This is a genomic window from Sulfitobacter sp. M39 (genome assembly GCF_021735935.1).
GTDB lineage: Bacteria > Pseudomonadota > Alphaproteobacteria > Rhodobacterales > Rhodobacteraceae > Sulfitobacter.
Map to the genome: position 1 here is coordinate 1601426 of NZ_WMDZ01000001.1, position 15032 is coordinate 1616457.

Here is a 15032-nt window from a genome sequence, read left to right on the forward strand (position 1 = left end):
GGAGGGCGGCCACTAGACCCGCCCGACCTTGAACCCGCGGGACAGATGATTGCGCATGGCAAACAACAGCAGTGCGCCGGGCAACATAGAGGTCAGCGTAAACGCCATGACCATCCCGATATCCGTCTGAAAGCCGAACATCGCGCTCAGCGCCATAGAGATCGGCTTGCCGTTGGTGGTGGTTAGGATGCGGGCAAAGACGACCTCCACCCAGCTGAACATAAAGCAGAAAAACGCTGTCACCGCGATGCCGGGCGCGATCTGTGGCAGCAGGATTTTCCAAATATAGCGGGGGCGCGAATAGCCATCAAGGAACGCCGTCTCGTCCATCTCGCGGGGGACGGCGGCGATGAACCCCTGCAGAATCCAGATCGACACCGGCAGGTTGAACAGACAATGGGCCAGCGCGATGCCGGTGACCGAGTTGACGATGCCAAGCACCGAAAAAAGCTGGAAGATCGGCAGGGTCAGCACCACCGGCGGGGTGATGCGAAAGGCGATGAAGCTGAAGAACAGGTGTTTGTCCCCCAGAAACGACAGCCGCGCAAAGGCAAAGGCCGCGGGCAGGGCGACGGGGATGGTGATCGCGATATTGATCAGCACATAAGCGACGGAATTGCCAAAGGCCGCGCGCAAGCTCGGGTCGGACCAGATGGCGCGATAGTTGCGCAGCGTCGTCTCGCCCAAGCTCAGCCCGTCCTGCGCCAGCGTCGCGGTAAAGCTCAGCACCGTCATCTGCACCAGCGGCAGGGTGGTAAAGAGGATAAACGCCCCCAGCAGCGCCAGTTTGATCACGGGCCATGCCCGACGCGGTATCATCACGGTACCCCCGGTTTGGGATCGTCAAGCTTGGCCTGCACCTTGGTAAAGACCCATGCGACCGATAGCACGATCAGGAAATACAGCACCGACCGCGCGGCCGAGGGGCCGTAGTTGAACGCCTTGATCTCCTCGCCCAGATCCACGGCGAGGAACAGGCTGGTCTCGGCCGGGCCGCCGGCGTTGATCGGAAAGGCCTCGGTGTAGATCATGAAACTGTCCATGAACCGCAGCAGCACCGCCATAAGCAGCACATGCTGCAACCGCGGCAGCTGGATGTGGCGAAAGACCTGCCACGGGCGCGCCCCGTCGATGGCGGCCGCCTGATAAAGCGGATCGGGGATGGTGGTCAGCGCACTATAGGCGAGGATGACCACAAGGCTGGTCCAGTGCCACGTGTCCATCGCCAAGATCACCACCCAGGTCAGCACGGCGCTGTCCTTCCACGCGGCGGGCCAGCCGTAGCCCGCCAGCCACTGCCCCAAAATGCCTGTGTCGCCATTCATCAGGCTCAGCCAGAGCGCAGGGATCATATTCCACGGTACGAGCAGCGGCAGCGACAGCACAGCCAAGGCCGCCCCCGCCCAGATCCGTCCGCGCGGAATGCACAGGGCCAGCGCGATCCCCAGCGGGATCTGGATGCACAGCACGAAGGTTGAAAATAGCACGCTGCGCCCGAAGCTCGCCCAGAAGCGCGGTGCGGTGATCAGGTCGCGAAACCATTCGGTGCCGATCCAGAAGCGCGATTGCAGCGTGAAAATTTCGAAGAATGAATAGTTGATGACGGTGACCAGCGGGATCAGCCCGACCACCCCCAGCAAGAGGCAGGCGGGGGCGACAAAAAGCCAGCCGCGTGGGTCTTGCTGCTTCATGAGGTTCTGTCCATGTTTTGGTCAGGCGGTCACAACCGAGGTGCCCCAGCCCGCGCATTCCGCCTTGAGCGCATCGGGCAGGTGGTGGTCGGTGAACAGCGTGTTCACATCGCGCAGGGAACAGATCGTCAGCGGGGCCTTGCGCTGGAACTTCAGGTGGTCGGCTACGACCATCACCGTGCGTGACCGCCCGATGGCGGACCGGCTGACCAGCACCTCTTGCCCGTCGAAATCCAGCAGATCGCCATCCGCATCAATGGCAGAACAGCCCAGAACCGAGAAATCGAACTTGAACTGCTTGACCATCTCGGCAGTCAGCCCGCCGACCATGCCGCCATCCGCACGGCGCAAGACGCCGCCCGTCAGGATGATCTCGCAGCTTTGGTTGGCAGCAAGGATATTGGCAATGTTGAGGTTGTTTGTCACGACTAGCAGGTTTTCGTGATGCAGCATTTCCTGCGCGACCGCTTCGGTACTCGTGCCGATGTTCATAAATACCGACGCCCCATGCGGAATCGCCTGCGCGCAATGTTCGGCGATGGCGCGTTTGCCTTCCTCGTTCAGGCGACGGCGTTCGTCATAGACGATATTCACCACCCCCGACGGTATCACAGCGCCGCCATGCACCCGTTCCAGCTTGCCGCTTTCAGCAAGCTCGGACAGGTCGCGGCGGATGGTCTGCACGGTGACGTTATACGCCTCTGCCAGCCCGTCGACGGTGACTTTGCCGTCCTTGCGCGCCAGCTCCAAAATCTCGCGCTGTCTGAAATTTGACATAGATCCCCCCGTCTTTGGCTGGGGATGCCCGAGATTTCTGCACGCCCGACCAAAACTTACAATCTACGGAAAGCGAAGCACGTCAAGGCCGCGAATCGTGGTATATCGTCTGTAAGGCGCAGAAATGCGCGTCAGGCGAAGGATTAATGCGCCTAAAATCAAGGCTATAGTCGAAAACGAAAAGAAACGAACGTTCGATCTTGAAAAACGAAGGGGCTTGGTGTCTTTTGTCACGACGTCCCGCAAACCTAGCTGCGAGACGCGAAAATGATGCGGGGAGGCTTCATTGAGCCAGCTTGAAACAGAACACAGCGTCGATCTCTTTGTGATCGGCGGAGGGATCAACGGCTGCGGCATTGCACGCGACGCCGTGGGCCGTGGGTTTAGCGTCGAGCTGGCAGAGATGAACGATCTGGCCTCGGCAACATCCTCGGCCTCGACCAAGCTGTTTCACGGCGGGCTGCGCTATCTGGAATACTGGGAGGTCCGCCTTGTCCGCGAGGCGTTGATCGAACGCGAAACCTTGCTGAAAGCGATGCCGCATATCTCGTGGCCGATGCGGTTTGTGCTGCCTTATCATAAGGATATGCGGTTCGAGGGGGATACGCCCACCTCAAAGCTGCTCAACGTGTTCATGCCGTGGATGAAGGGGCGTCGCCCGGCGTGGCTGATCCGTTTGGGTCTGTTCATGTATGACAATCTGGGCGGGCGGCAGATCCTCAAGGGCACGACCGCGGTCGATCTGACGCAGGCCCCCGAGGGTGCGCCGCTGCAGGACAAGTTCGAAAAGGCCTACGAATATTCCGACTGCTGGATCGAAGACAGCCGTCTGGTGGTGCTGAACGCCCGCGACGCCCAAGCCCGTGGCGCGCGGATTAACACCCGCACCAAAGTTGTCTCCGCCGAGCAGATCAACGGCATGTGGCAGGTCACGCTGGAGCCAAAAGACGGCGGCCCCCAACGCGTGGTACACGCCAAGATGCTGGTCAACGCCGGTGGCCCTTGGGTGGAAAACGTGATCCGCAACACCGTGCGCATCAACTCCTCGGAAGGGGTGCGGCTGGTGCGGGGCAGCCATATCGTGACGCCCAAGCTGTATGACCACGATAAATGCTACTTCTTCCAAGGCGAAGACGGGCGCATCATCTTTACCATTCCTTACGAGACAGATTTTACCCTGATCGGCACCACAGATGCCGACCACACGGATGTGTCCGAAAAGCCGGTCTGCACACCGGCGGAGCAGGACTATCTTGTCCGGTTTGCGTCCAAGTACCTGAAAAAGCAGATCACTACGGATGATATCGTCTGGACCTACTCCGGCGTGCGCCCGCTGTATAACGACGGGGCGAGCTCTGCCACGGCGGCGACGCGGGACTATGTGCTGAAGGTCGACACATCCGCCGGTGCGCCGGTGTTGAACGTCTTTGGCGGCAAGATCACCACCTACCGCCGTTTGGCCGAAAGCGCGCTAGAGAAGATCCAGCCCTATTTCGCCAATGACGCCAAACCCTGGACGGCGGGTGTCGCCTTGCCTGGCGGAGATTTTCCGGTAGACGGCGTGGCGGCGTTGAAACAAGAGTTGCAGGACCGCTACGGCTTTTTGACCCAACGTTGGGCCGATCGTCTGGTCAAAGCCTATGGGCGCGAGGCATTTGATGTCTTGGGCGACGCGCAAACCGCGGCAGATCTGGGGCGTGATTTCGGCGCGACCCTGACCGAGCGAGAGGCCAAGTGGCTGATCGACAAGGAATTTGCCCGCACCGCTGACGACATCATCTGGCGCCGGTCCAAACTGGGCCTGCGGCTTGACGCGGATGAATTGAACACGTTGGAAGCATGGATGGTGGCAACCACCGCCACGCCCGCCGACAACACTACAGCCGCCACTGGCGCGTGAAGGGGAGAGGAACATGTCGCTCGTTTTGCAAGGCGTGTCCAAGGTCGTAAACGGCCAGACGCATATTCATCCGACAGATCTTGAGCTGCAGTCCGGCACCATGAACGTGCTGCTGGGGCCGACATCTGCGGGCAAGACTTCCCTGATGCGGTTGATGGCGGGGCTGGATGTGCCCAACACCGGCAAGGTGATCTGGAACGGCGAGGATGTCACCGGCATGCGCGTTCAGGATCGCGGCGTGGCGATGGTGTATCAGCAGTTCATCAACTACCCGTCGATGACCGTCTACAACAACATCGCCAGCCCCATGCGGTTGCTGGGCAAATCCAAGTCCGAGATCGACAGCGCCGTGCGCAAGGCCGCCGATCTGATGCAGTTGACGCCGATGCTGGACCGCAAGCCGCTGGAACTTTCAGGCGGGCAGCAACAACGCTGCGCGCTTGCACGCGCTTTGGTCAAGGACGCGGGGCTGGTGTTGCTGGACGAGCCATTGGCGAACCTCGATTACAAACTGCGCGAAGAGCTGCGGGCCGAGATCCCGAAAATCTTTGAAGAAGCAGGGTCGATCTTTGTCTATGCGACAACCGAACCCGAAGAGGCGCTTTTGCTGGGCGGGCACACCGCCACGTTGTGGGAAGGGCGCATCACGCAGTTCGGCGTGACCCCCGTGGTCTACCGCCAGCCCGTCGATGCCACGACCGCGCGCGTCTTCTCTGACCCGCCGATGAACTTCCTCAACATCACCAAGGCCGGCGACACGCTGACCTTTGGCGATGGCAACACGGTCGCGACCTTCGGGAACTTCAAGACCGTGGCCGATGGCAGCTATGTTGCGGGCTTCCGCCCCAACCACCTTGAACTGTCCAAGCAATCTGACGACGCGCTGGAGTTTGCGGGCAAGCTGAACGTGACCGAGATCACAGGGTCGGAAACCTTTATCCACCTTGATCACCACGGTGAAAACTGGGTCGGTCTGGTGCACGGGGTCAAAGACCTCAAGATCGGGGCACCGCTGAACGTCTATCTTGACCCGACACATGTTTACATCTTTGCCGAAGACGGCACATCCGTGGCCCCCGCATCCTATGCGGCAGCGGCCTGAGGGAGGACCGGACCAATGGCAAAAATCACCCTTGATAACCTGGCGCATTCCTATTTGCCCAACCCCACCAGCGAAGATGACTTTGCGCTGAAAGAGCTGAACCACGATTGGGTGGACGGCGAGGCCTATGCGCTTTTGGGCGCGTCGGGCTGCGGTAAATCCACGTTGCTGAACATCATCTCGGGCCTGCTGCACCCCAGTCAGGGCCGCATCCTGTTCAACGACCGTGACGTGACCAACGACCCCACGACCAAGCGCAACATCGCGCAGGTTTTCCAGTTTCCGGTTGTCTATGACACGATGACCGTGCGCGACAATCTGGCGTTCCCGCTGCGCAACCGGGGCGCGGACGCGGCCTATGTCGCGCAGCGCGTGCAGCAGATCGCGGGGATGATCGGCATGGAAGACATGCTGAACCGGAAGGCGCGCGGGCTGACGGCGGATGCGAAGCAAAAGATCTCGCTCGGGCGGGGGATGGTGCGCGAGGACGTGAACGCGCTGCTGTTTGACGAGCCGCTGACCGTGATCGACCCCCATATGAAGTGGGAGCTGCGCACGCAGTTGAAATCACTGCACCATGAATTCGGTCACACGATGATCTACGTGACCCACGACCAGACAGAGGCGCTGACCTTTGCTGACAAAGTCGTCGTCATGTATGATGGCCGCGTTGTGCAGATGGGCACCCCGCAAGAGCTGTTCGAGACACCACAGCACACGTTTGTGGGCTATTTCATCGGCTCGCCCGGTATGAACGTGCTCGACGCGACGGTGACCGGCGACAAGGCCGTGATCGGGGGCCACGAGATCGACTTGGGGCACGGCTTTGCGCCGCTGGACGGTAAGGTCGAACTGGGCGTGCGGCCTGAGTTCACACGGCTTGCCACGGGCGAGGCGGGGCTGCCCGTCACGATCAAACGGATCGAGGACGTAGGCCGTCACAAGATCGTGCGTGCTGACTTTAATGGCAATGAAATCAACGTAATCGCCGAAGAAGGTGCCGAGATTTCACCGGATATGAACCGCATTGTTTTCGACCCCGCCGGGGTGAATGTCTATGCCAACAGCTGGCGCGTTGCGCCGCAGGGGGCGTGAGATGATCCAATCCGCCGCTTTCCCGCTGACCCTCGCTGAAAGGACCGCGTCATGAACAAGACCGTCAATCAAAAGGCCTGGTTCCTTGTGCTGCCCGTGCTGCTGCTGGTGGCTTTCTCTGCCGTGATCCCGCTGATGACCGTGGTGAACTATTCCGTGCAGGATACCTTCGGGAACAACCAGTTCTTCTGGGCTGGCCTCGACTGGTTCCGCGAGATGATTGAATCAGAGCGGATGTGGAACGCCTTGGGCCGCCAGATCGCGTTTTCGGTGATCATTCTGGCGATTGAAATCCCGTTGGGGATCTTCGTCGCGCTGAACATGCCCAAGAAAGGGTTCTGGGCCTCGCTGTGTCTGGTCCTGATGTCACTGCCGCTGCTGATCCCGTGGAACGTGGTCGGCACCATCTGGCAAATCTTTGGCCGCGTGGACATTGGCCTGTTGGGCTACACGCTGTCGGCCTTGGGCATCGACTATAACTACACTCAAGATTTTTATGCGGCATGGATCACTGTGATCGTGATGGATGTCTGGCACTGGACGTCACTGGTGGCGCTGCTGGCCTATGCCGGTCTGCAATCCATCCCCGACGCCTATTATCAGGCGGCCAAGATTGACCAGGCGAGCCGCTGGAAAGTCTTCCGCTACATCGAGCTGCCCAAGATGATGGGCGTTCTGATGATCGCGATCCTGCTGCGCTTTATGGACAGTTTCATGATCTACACCGAACCGTTTGTCGTGACGGGCGGGGGGCCTGGTAACTCTACCACCTTCCTGTCGATCGATCTGGTCAAGATGGCCCTCGGACAGTTTGACCTTGGTCCTGCGGCGGCGTTCTCGATCATGTATTATCTGGTGATCCTGCTGATCTCCTATGTGTTCTACACCGTGATGACGAACCTTGATAAAAGGGATGGCCACTGATGTCTGATCTTGCACAAAAACGAGGGTTCGCCCTGCCCAAGATCAAGGGCAATGCGATTGTCATGGCGCTTTATCTGCTGTTCTTGCTGCTGCCGATCTATTGGCTGCTGAACATGAGCCTCAAGACCAACACAGAGATCCTCAACAGCTTTACCCTGTGGCCGCGTGATCTGACGTTCGACAACTATATGACGATCCTGACGGATGCGTCTTGGTACACGGGCTATCTGAACTCGATGGCTTATGTGGTGATGAACATGGTGATCTCGCTCGCGGTGGCGCTGCCGGCGGCCTATGCCTTCTCGCGCTACAGCTTCATGGGCGACAAGCACCTGTTCTTCTGGCTGCTGACCAACCGGATGGCCCCGCCCGCGGTCTTCGCGCTGCCGTTCTTCCAGCTTTATAGCTCCGTCGGGTTGTTCGACACGCATATCGCTGTGGCGCTGGCACATTGTCTGTTCAACGTGCCGCTGGCGGTGTGGATCCTCGAAGGGTTCATGCGCGGCGTCCCGAAAGAGATCGACGAGACGGCCTATATCGACGGCTACAGCTTCCCGCGCTTTTTCATCCGCATCTTCACGCCGCTGGTCGCCTCGGGGATCGGGGTCACGGCCTTCTTCCTGTTCATGTTCAGCTGGGTTGAGCTGTTGCTGAGCCGGACGTTGACCAGCGTGGACGCCAAGCCGATTGCCGCCACCATGACCCGTACCGTGGGCGCCGCCGGGATCGACTGGGGTGTGCTGGCCGCGGCAGGGGTTCTCACCATCGTGCCGGGTGCCTTGGTGATCTATTTCGTGCGCAACTACATCGCCAAAGGCTTTGCCTTGGGCCGCGTTTAACAAAGAAAGACCGGAGGAAACATTATGGACTGGATGGCTTGGACTTGGCCCACCGCCGCTTTCTTTGGGATCATCACGGTGACACTGATCACCTTTACGATCCTTGCAATCAAATTCCCCGAAGTGCCGCGCGCCGGTATACTGGGGATGGAAACGACGCGCGGTGACCGGTTGTTCATCACGCTTCTGGGCTCGGCCTTTATCAATCTGGCTTGGCTCGGGCTGCTCAGTGCGCCCCAATGGGGAGCATTGGTCGTCTGCCTTTTCTATGCCATTGCGGTTTTCCGCTGGGTCTAGGAAAGGAAAATAAGGGGGGCCGGCCTGCAAGAACCGGACCTCTCAAATGTTCAATTCTAGGGAGGAACATCATGAACTTGCGCTTAAAGGGAACGACTGCGATCGGGCTTGCGGCTTGCATGTTTGCCGCACCTGCGTTCGCCGACATGGAGGCCGCAAAGGCTTTCCTTGATAAGGAAATCGGCGATCTCTCCGCGCTGTCGCGGGAAGACCAGGAAGCCGAACTGCAGTTCTTTATCGACGCTGCAAAACCGTTTGAAGGCATGTCAATCAACGTCGTGTCCGAGACAATCGGCACGCACACATACGAATCCACCGTTCTGGCCCCCGCTTTCGAAGCGATCACCGGCATCAAGGTCACCCATGACCTGATCGGCGAAGGCGACGTTGTCGAAAAGCTGCAAACGCAAATGCAGTCGGGCGAGAACATCTATGACGCCTATATCAACGATTCCGACCTGATCGGGACGCACTGGCGCTATCAGCAAGCCCGCAACCTGTCCGACTGGATGGAAGGCGAAGGCAAGGCCGTGACCAACCCCGGTCTCGACCTCGAAGACTTCATCGGCCTGTCGTTCACGACCGGCCCCGATGGCAAGATCTACCAGCTGCCCGACCAGCAGTTCGCGAACCTGTATTGGTTCCGCTACGATTGGTTCAACGACGAACAGAACAAGGCTGATTTCAAAGAGAAATATGGCTACGATCTGGGTGTTCCGGTCAACTGGTCCGCATATGAGGACATCGCCGAATTCTTCACCGGTCGCGACCTGTCGCGTCTTGGCGTCGAAGGCGAAGTCTTTGGCAACATGGACTACGGCAAGAAAGACCCGTCGCTTGGCTGGCGCTACACCGATGCGTGGCTGTCGATGGCTGGTGCCGGTGACGTAGGCGAGCCAAACGGTCTGCCCGTCGACGAATGGGGTATCCGCGTCAACGAAAACTCGCAGCCTGTGGGTTCTTGCGTTGCACGTGGCGGTGCCACAAACGGGCCAGCAGCGGTCTATGCTGTGACCAAAGCGATCGAATGGCTGCAGAAGTATTCGCCTCCGGCGGCTGCGGGCATGACCTTCTCTGAAGCGGGCCCAATTCCGGCGCAGGGCAACGTGGCCCAGCAGATGTTCTGGTACACGGCCTTTACTGCCGCGTCGGTAGAGCCTGACCTGCCCGTGATGAATGAAGATGGCACGCCCAAGTGGCGCATGGCACCTTCGCCCCACGGTGCATATTGGACTGAAGGCACCAAGATCGGGTATCAGGATGCCGGGTCGTGGACGCTGATGAAATCCACACCGGTGGACCGTGCACAGGCCGCGTGGCTCTATGCGCAGTTCGTCACCTCCAAGACTGTGGACGTTAAGAAAAGCCACGTTGGCCTGACCTTCATTCGTGAATCGTCGATCCAGCACGAAAGCTTTACAGAGCGTGCACCGAAACTGGGTGGTCTGGTTGAATTCTACCGTTCGCCAGCGCGCGTTCAGTGGTCGCCAACGGGTACCAACGTGCCTGACTATCCAAAGCTGGCGCAGCTGTGGTGGCAGAACATCGGCGACGCCATGTCCGGTGCGAAGACACCTCAGGAAGCGCTTGATGCCCTGTGCGCCGATCAGGAAAAAGTCCTGATCCGTCTGGAGCGCGCCGGCGTTCAAGGGGACATTGGCCCCAAGATGAACGAAGAGCGTGACGCAGAGTACTGGCTGTCCCAGCCCGGTTCGCCCAAAGCGAAACTGGAAAGCGAAGACGAAGAGCCACAGACCATCGCCTATGATGAGCTGATCAAATCCTGGCAGTAAGCCACTCTTTCCGGGGCCGTTTCGCTGGCCCCGGAACCTTTGATTTTCCAACAACGCCGACATCCGTCATTGCCCTGACATCTGGTCGGGCCTGCCGACCCTTGCTAGGATACGGCACCATCTGACGGTTGCTACACTTCCAAAGGGACGCGCATGACGTATATCCTTGCCATTGACCAAGGCACCACCTCCACACGGGCCATCGTTTACGATGACACGATGACGTCGATTGCCAGCGCCCAGGAAGAATTCCCCCAGCATTTTCCCCAGTCCGGCTGGGTTGAACATGATCCCGACGATCTGTGGCGCACGACGCAGGCGACTTGCCGCGGGGCCATCGACAAGGCAGAGATCAAGGCAGGCGATATCGCCGCAATCGGTATTACCAACCAGCGCGAAACCGTCGTGGTCTGGGACAAGGCGACCGGCCGCCCGATTTATAACGCCATCGTCTGGCAGGACCGCCGCACCGCTAGCCAGTGCCGCACCCTGCGCGATGCGGGCCACGAAGAGATGTTCACCGACCGCACCGGCCTGCTGCTGGACCCCTATTTCTCGGGCACCAAGCTGGCTTGGATATTAGACAACGTCGAAGGTGCCCGCGACCGCGCCGCCAAGGGCGAGCTGCTGTTTGGCACTGTCGATTGCTTCTTGATCTGGAAGCTCACCGGTGGGGCGTCCCATGCGACGGACGCCACCAACGCCGCGCGCACCATGCTGTATGACATCCGCAAAGGCCGGTGGAGCCGGTCGATCTGTGACCTGCTCGACATCCCGATGGAGATGTTGCCAGAGGTCAAGAATTGCGCCGATGATTTCGGCCATACCGATGCGGATGTTCTGGGCGCTGCCGTGCCGATCCACGGGGTCGCGGGCGACCAGCAGGCGGCCACGGTGGGGCAGGCGTGTTTCGAGCCGGGGATGCTTAAATCCACCTACGGCACGGGCTGTTTCGCGCTGATGAACACGGGCGACACGCCGGTGCGGTCGGAAAACCGGCTGCTCACCACCATCGCCTATCAATTCGATGGCAAGCCGACGTACGCGCTGGAAGGTTCGATCTTTGTCGCGGGGGCCGTGGTGCAATGGCTGCGCGATGGTTTGCAGATCATTCAAGACTCCGCCGAGACTCAAGGGCTAGCCGAACAGGCGGACCCGCATCAGAACGTGGTGCTGGTGCCCGCCTTTGTCGGGCTGGGTGCGCCCTATTGGAACCCCGATTGTCGCGGCGCGGTCTTCGGGCTGACCCGAGGCACGGGGCCCGCCGAAATGGCCCGCGCGGCGCTGGAAAGCGTCGGCTACCAGACACGCGACCTGCTTGAAGCGATGTCCGCCGACTGGAAAGCCGATGGCGTGCAGCCCACATTGCGCGTCGATGGCGGCATGTCTGCCAGCGACTGGACCATGCAATTCCTGTCCGACATCATCGCCGCCCCCGTTGACCGGCCCACGGTGCATGAAACCACCGCCCTTGGGGTCGCGTGGCTTGCGGGGATGCACGCGGGCGTTTATCCTGATCAGGAACAGTTCGCGAAATCGTGGACACAGGAAACCCAATTCACGCCGAAAATGGACGATGACCAGCGCGACGCGAAATATGCGCTCTGGAAAAAGGCCGTTGACGCGACCCTGAATTTTTAAGGAACTCCCCATGACAGCCCCAACGCTTCGCCGGTATCTGACCCAAAACAGCTTTGACCCCGATCTGGTGTTTCTGCTGGAAGACATCGCCTCGGCGTCGCGACTGATCGCCGGTCTCGTGCGCCGTGGTGCCTTCGAGGGCAACCTTGGTGCCGCCGGAGAGATCAACGTGCAGGGCGAGGCGCAAAAGACGCTGGATATCATGGCCAATGATGTGTTCGAGCGGGAGTGTGCCAACAGCCCGCGTGTCGCCGCACTTGTGTCGGAAGAGGTGGAAGAGGTCACTTGGCTGAAAGAGCCGCAAAAGGGCGACTACCTGCTGTATTTCGATCCGCTGGACGGGTCGTCGAACCTTGATGTGAACCTGTCGGTGGGGTCGATCTTCTCGGTCATGCAGGTGCAGGCCGATGGTGACCGCAACGTGCTGCATAACGGCCGCAACCAGATTTGCGCAGGCTATGCGATCTACGGCCCCTCGACCATGTTTGTGGTGACCAAGGGCGACGAGGTGGCAGGCTTCAGCAGCGATCCGGACACCGGCGAATTCAGCCTGACGCACCCCAAAATGACCGTGCCCGCCGAGACCTCGGAATATGCGATCAACACGTCACGCGCACGCTATTGGTATGCCCCCGTCAGCCGCTATGTGGACGAGGCCGTCGCGGGCAAGGAAGGCCCCCGTGGCCGGTCGTTCAACATGCGCTGGACCGCGTCCATGGTCGCGGATGTGCACCGTATCCTCACGCGTGGCGGCGTCTTTCTGTACCCCGCTGACAGCAACAACCAGAAGACCGGCGGCAAGCTGCGTCTGATGTACGAGGCGAACCCGATGGCGATGGTAATCGAAGCCGCAGGCGGTGCTGCGTCGACAGGGCAGGGCGCGATTATGGATGTCGCCCCCACGGCACCGCACCAGCGCGTTCCGGTGATCCTTGGCTCGCGCGACGAGGTTGCCGTGCTTGACAGCTACCACAAAGACGCCGCTGACAGCTAAGCCGATGTTTTCGTTCTTCTCTCCGCAAGCGCTGCATTTCGGGCGTGGACAGGCCGCGCAGACGGCCACGCTGGCCGCTGGCTTTGGGACGCATGTGCTGATCGTGCATGGGTCAAACGCTGCACGTGCCGCTTGGTTGGTCGAGGATTGCCGCGCGGCGGGCCTGTCGGTTACCAGTGAAAGCTGCGGGTCCGAGCCGAGCCTGCCAGCGCTGGAAGCAGCTCTCGCCCGGGTTTCCGCAGATCGGCCGGATGTGGTTGTAGCACTTGGCGGCGGATCGGTGATCGACTTTGCCAAGGCGCTCGCGGCGCTGATCCCCTGCGCGGGGGCACCTTTGGAGTACCTTGAAGGGGTGGGGGGCGGCAAAGCCCTCGACACCGCGCCTCTGCCGATGATTGCCCTGCCGACCACGGCGGGCACGGGGGCTGAGGTCACCAAGAATGCTGTGATCGCTGTGCCGGAACATGGGGTCAAGGTCAGCCTGCGTGACGCGCGGATGATCCCCAACATCGCGATCGTGGATGCGGCCCTGATGCAGGGCGCACCGCGCCATGTGACACTCGCGGCAGGGTTGGATGCGGTGACGCAGGTGATCGAACCTTACCTGTCGGTCAAGGCGACACCGATGACGGATGCGCTGTGTCAGGCGGCGATCCCCAAAGGGCTGGCTGCGCTGCGTGCCGTGGTTGAACAAGACGCAGCGGAAGCGTGGGACGATATGGCTTGGGTCAGCACCTGCGGCGGCTTGGCCTTGGCGAATGCGGGGCTGGGGGCGGTGCATGGTTTTGCGGGTGTGATCGGCGGCCAGACCGGTGCCCCCCACGGAGAGATTTGCGGCGCGCTTTTGCCCGCGGTGCTGGCGTCTCATTTGGAAAAGGCAGAGGCAGGCACGCAGGTCCACACGCGCCTGATGTGGGTGCTTGGCCTGATCGACAGCGCCTTCGACGTCGAAGATGGGGGAGGGATCACCGCCTTGCGCGATTGGTCCCGTCAGATGGGGCTGCGGACATTGACCGAGATGGGGCTGAACCCCGAGGATCACGCAGAGGTCGCACGCTTGTCCGCCGGTGCATCCTCGATGAAGGGCACGCCCTTTGCGCTGACGCAGGACGAGCTGATCGCCATCCTGCGCGCCTGACGCCTGTCGGGGCGGGTTACAGCCCCAGCGATTTGCGCAGCATGTTCAGCGCCACGAGGATCAGGAAGACCGCGAACACCCGTTTCAACGGTTTCGGGTCCATCGCATGGGCCAGTCTAACCCCCAGCGGCGCGGTGATCAGCGTCATGGCGATGACAATGGCAAAGGTGGGCAGGTTCACCGCCCCCACCGTCAGCGGCGGGCTGTTGGGCGCGGCATCAACCAGCAGGAACCCGATGACAGAGGGCACGGCGATCAGCACGCCAAACCCCGCAGCCGTCGCCACGGCACGGTGGATCGGCACGTTGAACAGGCTCATCAGTGGCACGCCAAAGCTGCCCCCGCCGATCCCCATCAGTACCGATAGAAACCCGACAGAGGGTGATAGCGCCGCGCGCGCGGCCCCACGGGGCATCGCCTGTCCCAAGCGCCAATGCGCCCGCCCAAAAGCCATATAAAGCCCGACGACCAGCGCCAGCCCTCCAAAGATGCCCTGCAAGACGCTCGTGCGCAGCTGTGCCACCACCAGCATCCCGATGATGGCCCCGATCACGATCCCCGGTGCCCATGTCTTGAGGATCGCCCAATCGACTGCGCCCTTTTTATTGTGGCTGTGCACCGACCGCAGCGAGGTCACGATGATAGTCGCCAGCGAGGTCGCCAGACACATCTGCATAAGTTGCGGGCTATCATAGCCAAGCGCTTGGAACGCATAGAAGAACGCAGGCACCAAGACGATGCCGCCCCCTACACCCAGCAGCCCCGCCAGCACACCGGCAAAGGCACCGATGGCCATGATCATAAGGACAATCTGCAGAAGGAGAGTGGGGTCTTGCATGGG

14 protein-coding genes are annotated in these 15032 nt (G+C 60.6%); 10 read left to right on the forward strand and 4 right to left on the reverse strand.

The features are described 5' to 3' along the window. Positions 1 to 12: 12 nt before the first annotated feature. The 3 genes from GLP43_RS07705 to GLP43_RS07715 are packed head-to-tail and all read right to left on the reverse strand — an operon-like array spanning position 13 to position 2468. A complete protein-coding gene (locus GLP43_RS07705; RefSeq protein WP_237278851.1) occupies positions 13 to 819 on the reverse strand; it encodes a carbohydrate ABC transporter permease in 807 nt (268 codons plus the stop codon). Continuing rightward, entirely contained in the window at positions 819 to 1691 is an 873-nt protein-coding gene (locus GLP43_RS07710) for a carbohydrate ABC transporter permease (protein WP_237278852.1), read from the reverse strand. Before GLP43_RS07710 ends, GLP43_RS07705 begins: the two co-directional genes overlap by 1 nt. Before the next feature lie 21 nt (positions 1692 to 1712). After that, positions 1713 to 2468 (reverse strand): DeoR/GlpR family DNA-binding transcription regulator, encoded by a 756-nt coding sequence (locus GLP43_RS07715; protein ID WP_005852573.1) that lies wholly within the window; start codon positions 2466 to 2468, stop codon positions 1713 to 1715. 286 nt (positions 2469 to 2754) lie between these two features. Here GLP43_RS07715 and glpD point away from each other — a divergent pair, with 286 nt between their 5' ends. The 10 genes from glpD (at position 2755) to GLP43_RS07765 (ending at position 14191) form a co-directional block, all read left to right on the forward strand. Next, positions 2755 to 4368 (forward strand): glycerol-3-phosphate dehydrogenase, encoded by a 1614-nt coding sequence (gene glpD, locus GLP43_RS07720; RefSeq protein ID WP_237278853.1) that lies wholly within the window; start codon positions 2755 to 2757, stop codon positions 4366 to 4368. A 13-nt stretch (positions 4369 to 4381) separates the two neighbouring features. Beyond that, positions 4382 to 5470 (forward strand): ABC transporter ATP-binding protein, encoded by a 1089-nt coding sequence (locus GLP43_RS07725; protein WP_237278854.1) that lies wholly within the window; start codon positions 4382 to 4384, stop codon positions 5468 to 5470. A gap of 15 nt (positions 5471 to 5485) precedes the next feature. Next, the gene (locus tag GLP43_RS07730) at positions 5486 to 6565 is read left to right on the forward strand and encodes an ABC transporter ATP-binding protein (protein WP_064216008.1); all 1080 of its coding nucleotides are present in this window, start codon (positions 5486 to 5488) and stop codon (positions 6563 to 6565) included. A gap of 51 nt (positions 6566 to 6616) precedes the next feature. Then, positions 6617 to 7489, forward strand: coding sequence for a carbohydrate ABC transporter permease (locus GLP43_RS07735; protein WP_037943909.1), 873 nt, complete (start codon positions 6617 to 6619; stop codon positions 7487 to 7489). Next, positions 7489 to 8328, forward strand: coding sequence for a carbohydrate ABC transporter permease (locus GLP43_RS07740; protein WP_009826627.1), 840 nt, complete (start codon positions 7489 to 7491; stop codon positions 8326 to 8328). Before GLP43_RS07735 ends, GLP43_RS07740 begins: the two co-directional genes overlap by 1 nt. A 24-nt stretch (positions 8329 to 8352) precedes the next feature. Next, entirely contained in the window at positions 8353 to 8625 is a 273-nt protein-coding gene (locus GLP43_RS07745; protein ID WP_237278855.1) for a DUF2160 domain-containing protein, read from the forward strand. A 71-nt stretch (positions 8626 to 8696) separates the two neighbouring features. Continuing rightward, positions 8697 to 10418, forward strand: a complete 1722-nt coding sequence (locus GLP43_RS07750; protein ID WP_237278856.1) for an ABC transporter substrate-binding protein — start codon at positions 8697 to 8699, stop codon at positions 10416 to 10418. Between the two features lie 153 nt (positions 10419 to 10571). Then, complete coding sequence (gene glpK / locus GLP43_RS07755; protein WP_237278857.1) at positions 10572 to 12059, forward strand: glycerol kinase GlpK; 1488 nt, start codon at positions 10572 to 10574, stop codon at positions 12057 to 12059. A 10-nt stretch (positions 12060 to 12069) separates the two neighbouring features. Then, positions 12070 to 13053 (forward strand): class 1 fructose-bisphosphatase, encoded by a 984-nt coding sequence (locus GLP43_RS07760; RefSeq protein WP_009826630.1) that lies wholly within the window; start codon positions 12070 to 12072, stop codon positions 13051 to 13053. 4 nt (positions 13054 to 13057) lie between these two features. Then, positions 13058 to 14191: an iron-containing alcohol dehydrogenase gene (locus GLP43_RS07765; RefSeq protein WP_237279940.1), complete on the forward strand. Its 1134-nt coding sequence runs from the start codon at positions 13058 to 13060 to the stop codon at positions 14189 to 14191. Between the two features lie 16 nt (positions 14192 to 14207). On the opposite strand, the gene GLP43_RS07770 is transcribed toward GLP43_RS07765, so the two are convergent. Further along, positions 14208 to 15029 (reverse strand): sulfite exporter TauE/SafE family protein, encoded by an 822-nt coding sequence (locus GLP43_RS07770; protein WP_037943915.1) that lies wholly within the window; start codon positions 15027 to 15029, stop codon positions 14208 to 14210. Positions 15030 to 15032 lie beyond the last annotated feature (3 nt).

Bases quoted from the DNA above. Each gene is read 5' to 3' on its own strand.
- GLP43_RS07715 (WP_005852573.1), bottom strand. From the start codon at position 2,468: ATGTCAAATTTCAGACAGCGCGAGATTTTGGAGCTGGCGCGCAAGGAC.
- GLP43_RS07740 (WP_009826627.1), top strand. From the start codon at position 7,489: ATGTCTGATCTTGCACAAAAACGAGGGTTCGCCCTGCCCAAGATCAAG.
- GLP43_RS07765 (WP_237279940.1), top strand. From the start codon at position 13,058: ATGTTTTCGTTCTTCTCTCCGCAAGCGCTGCATTTCGGGCGTGGACAG.
- GLP43_RS07730 (WP_064216008.1), top strand. From the start codon at position 5,486: ATGGCAAAAATCACCCTTGATAACCTGGCGCATTCCTATTTGCCCAAC.
- GLP43_RS07745 (WP_237278855.1), top strand. From the start codon at position 8,353: ATGGACTGGATGGCTTGGACTTGGCCCACCGCCGCTTTCTTTGGGATC.
- GLP43_RS07725 (WP_237278854.1), top strand. From the start codon at position 4,382: ATGTCGCTCGTTTTGCAAGGCGTGTCCAAGGTCGTAAACGGCCAGACG.
- GLP43_RS07750 (WP_237278856.1), top strand. From the start codon at position 8,697: ATGAACTTGCGCTTAAAGGGAACGACTGCGATCGGGCTTGCGGCTTGC.
- GLP43_RS07770 (WP_037943915.1), bottom strand. From the start codon at position 15,029: ATGCAAGACCCCACTCTCCTTCTGCAGATTGTCCTTATGATCATGGCC.
- GLP43_RS07735 (WP_037943909.1), top strand. From the start codon at position 6,617: ATGAACAAGACCGTCAATCAAAAGGCCTGGTTCCTTGTGCTGCCCGTG.
- glpK (WP_237278857.1), top strand. From the start codon at position 10,572: ATGACGTATATCCTTGCCATTGACCAAGGCACCACCTCCACACGGGCC.
- GLP43_RS07710 (WP_237278852.1), bottom strand. From the start codon at position 1,691: ATGAAGCAGCAAGACCCACGCGGCTGGCTTTTTGTCGCCCCCGCCTGC.
- GLP43_RS07760 (WP_009826630.1), top strand. From the start codon at position 12,070: ATGACAGCCCCAACGCTTCGCCGGTATCTGACCCAAAACAGCTTTGAC.
- GLP43_RS07705 (WP_237278851.1), bottom strand. From the start codon at position 819: ATGATACCGCGTCGGGCATGGCCCGTGATCAAACTGGCGCTGCTGGGG.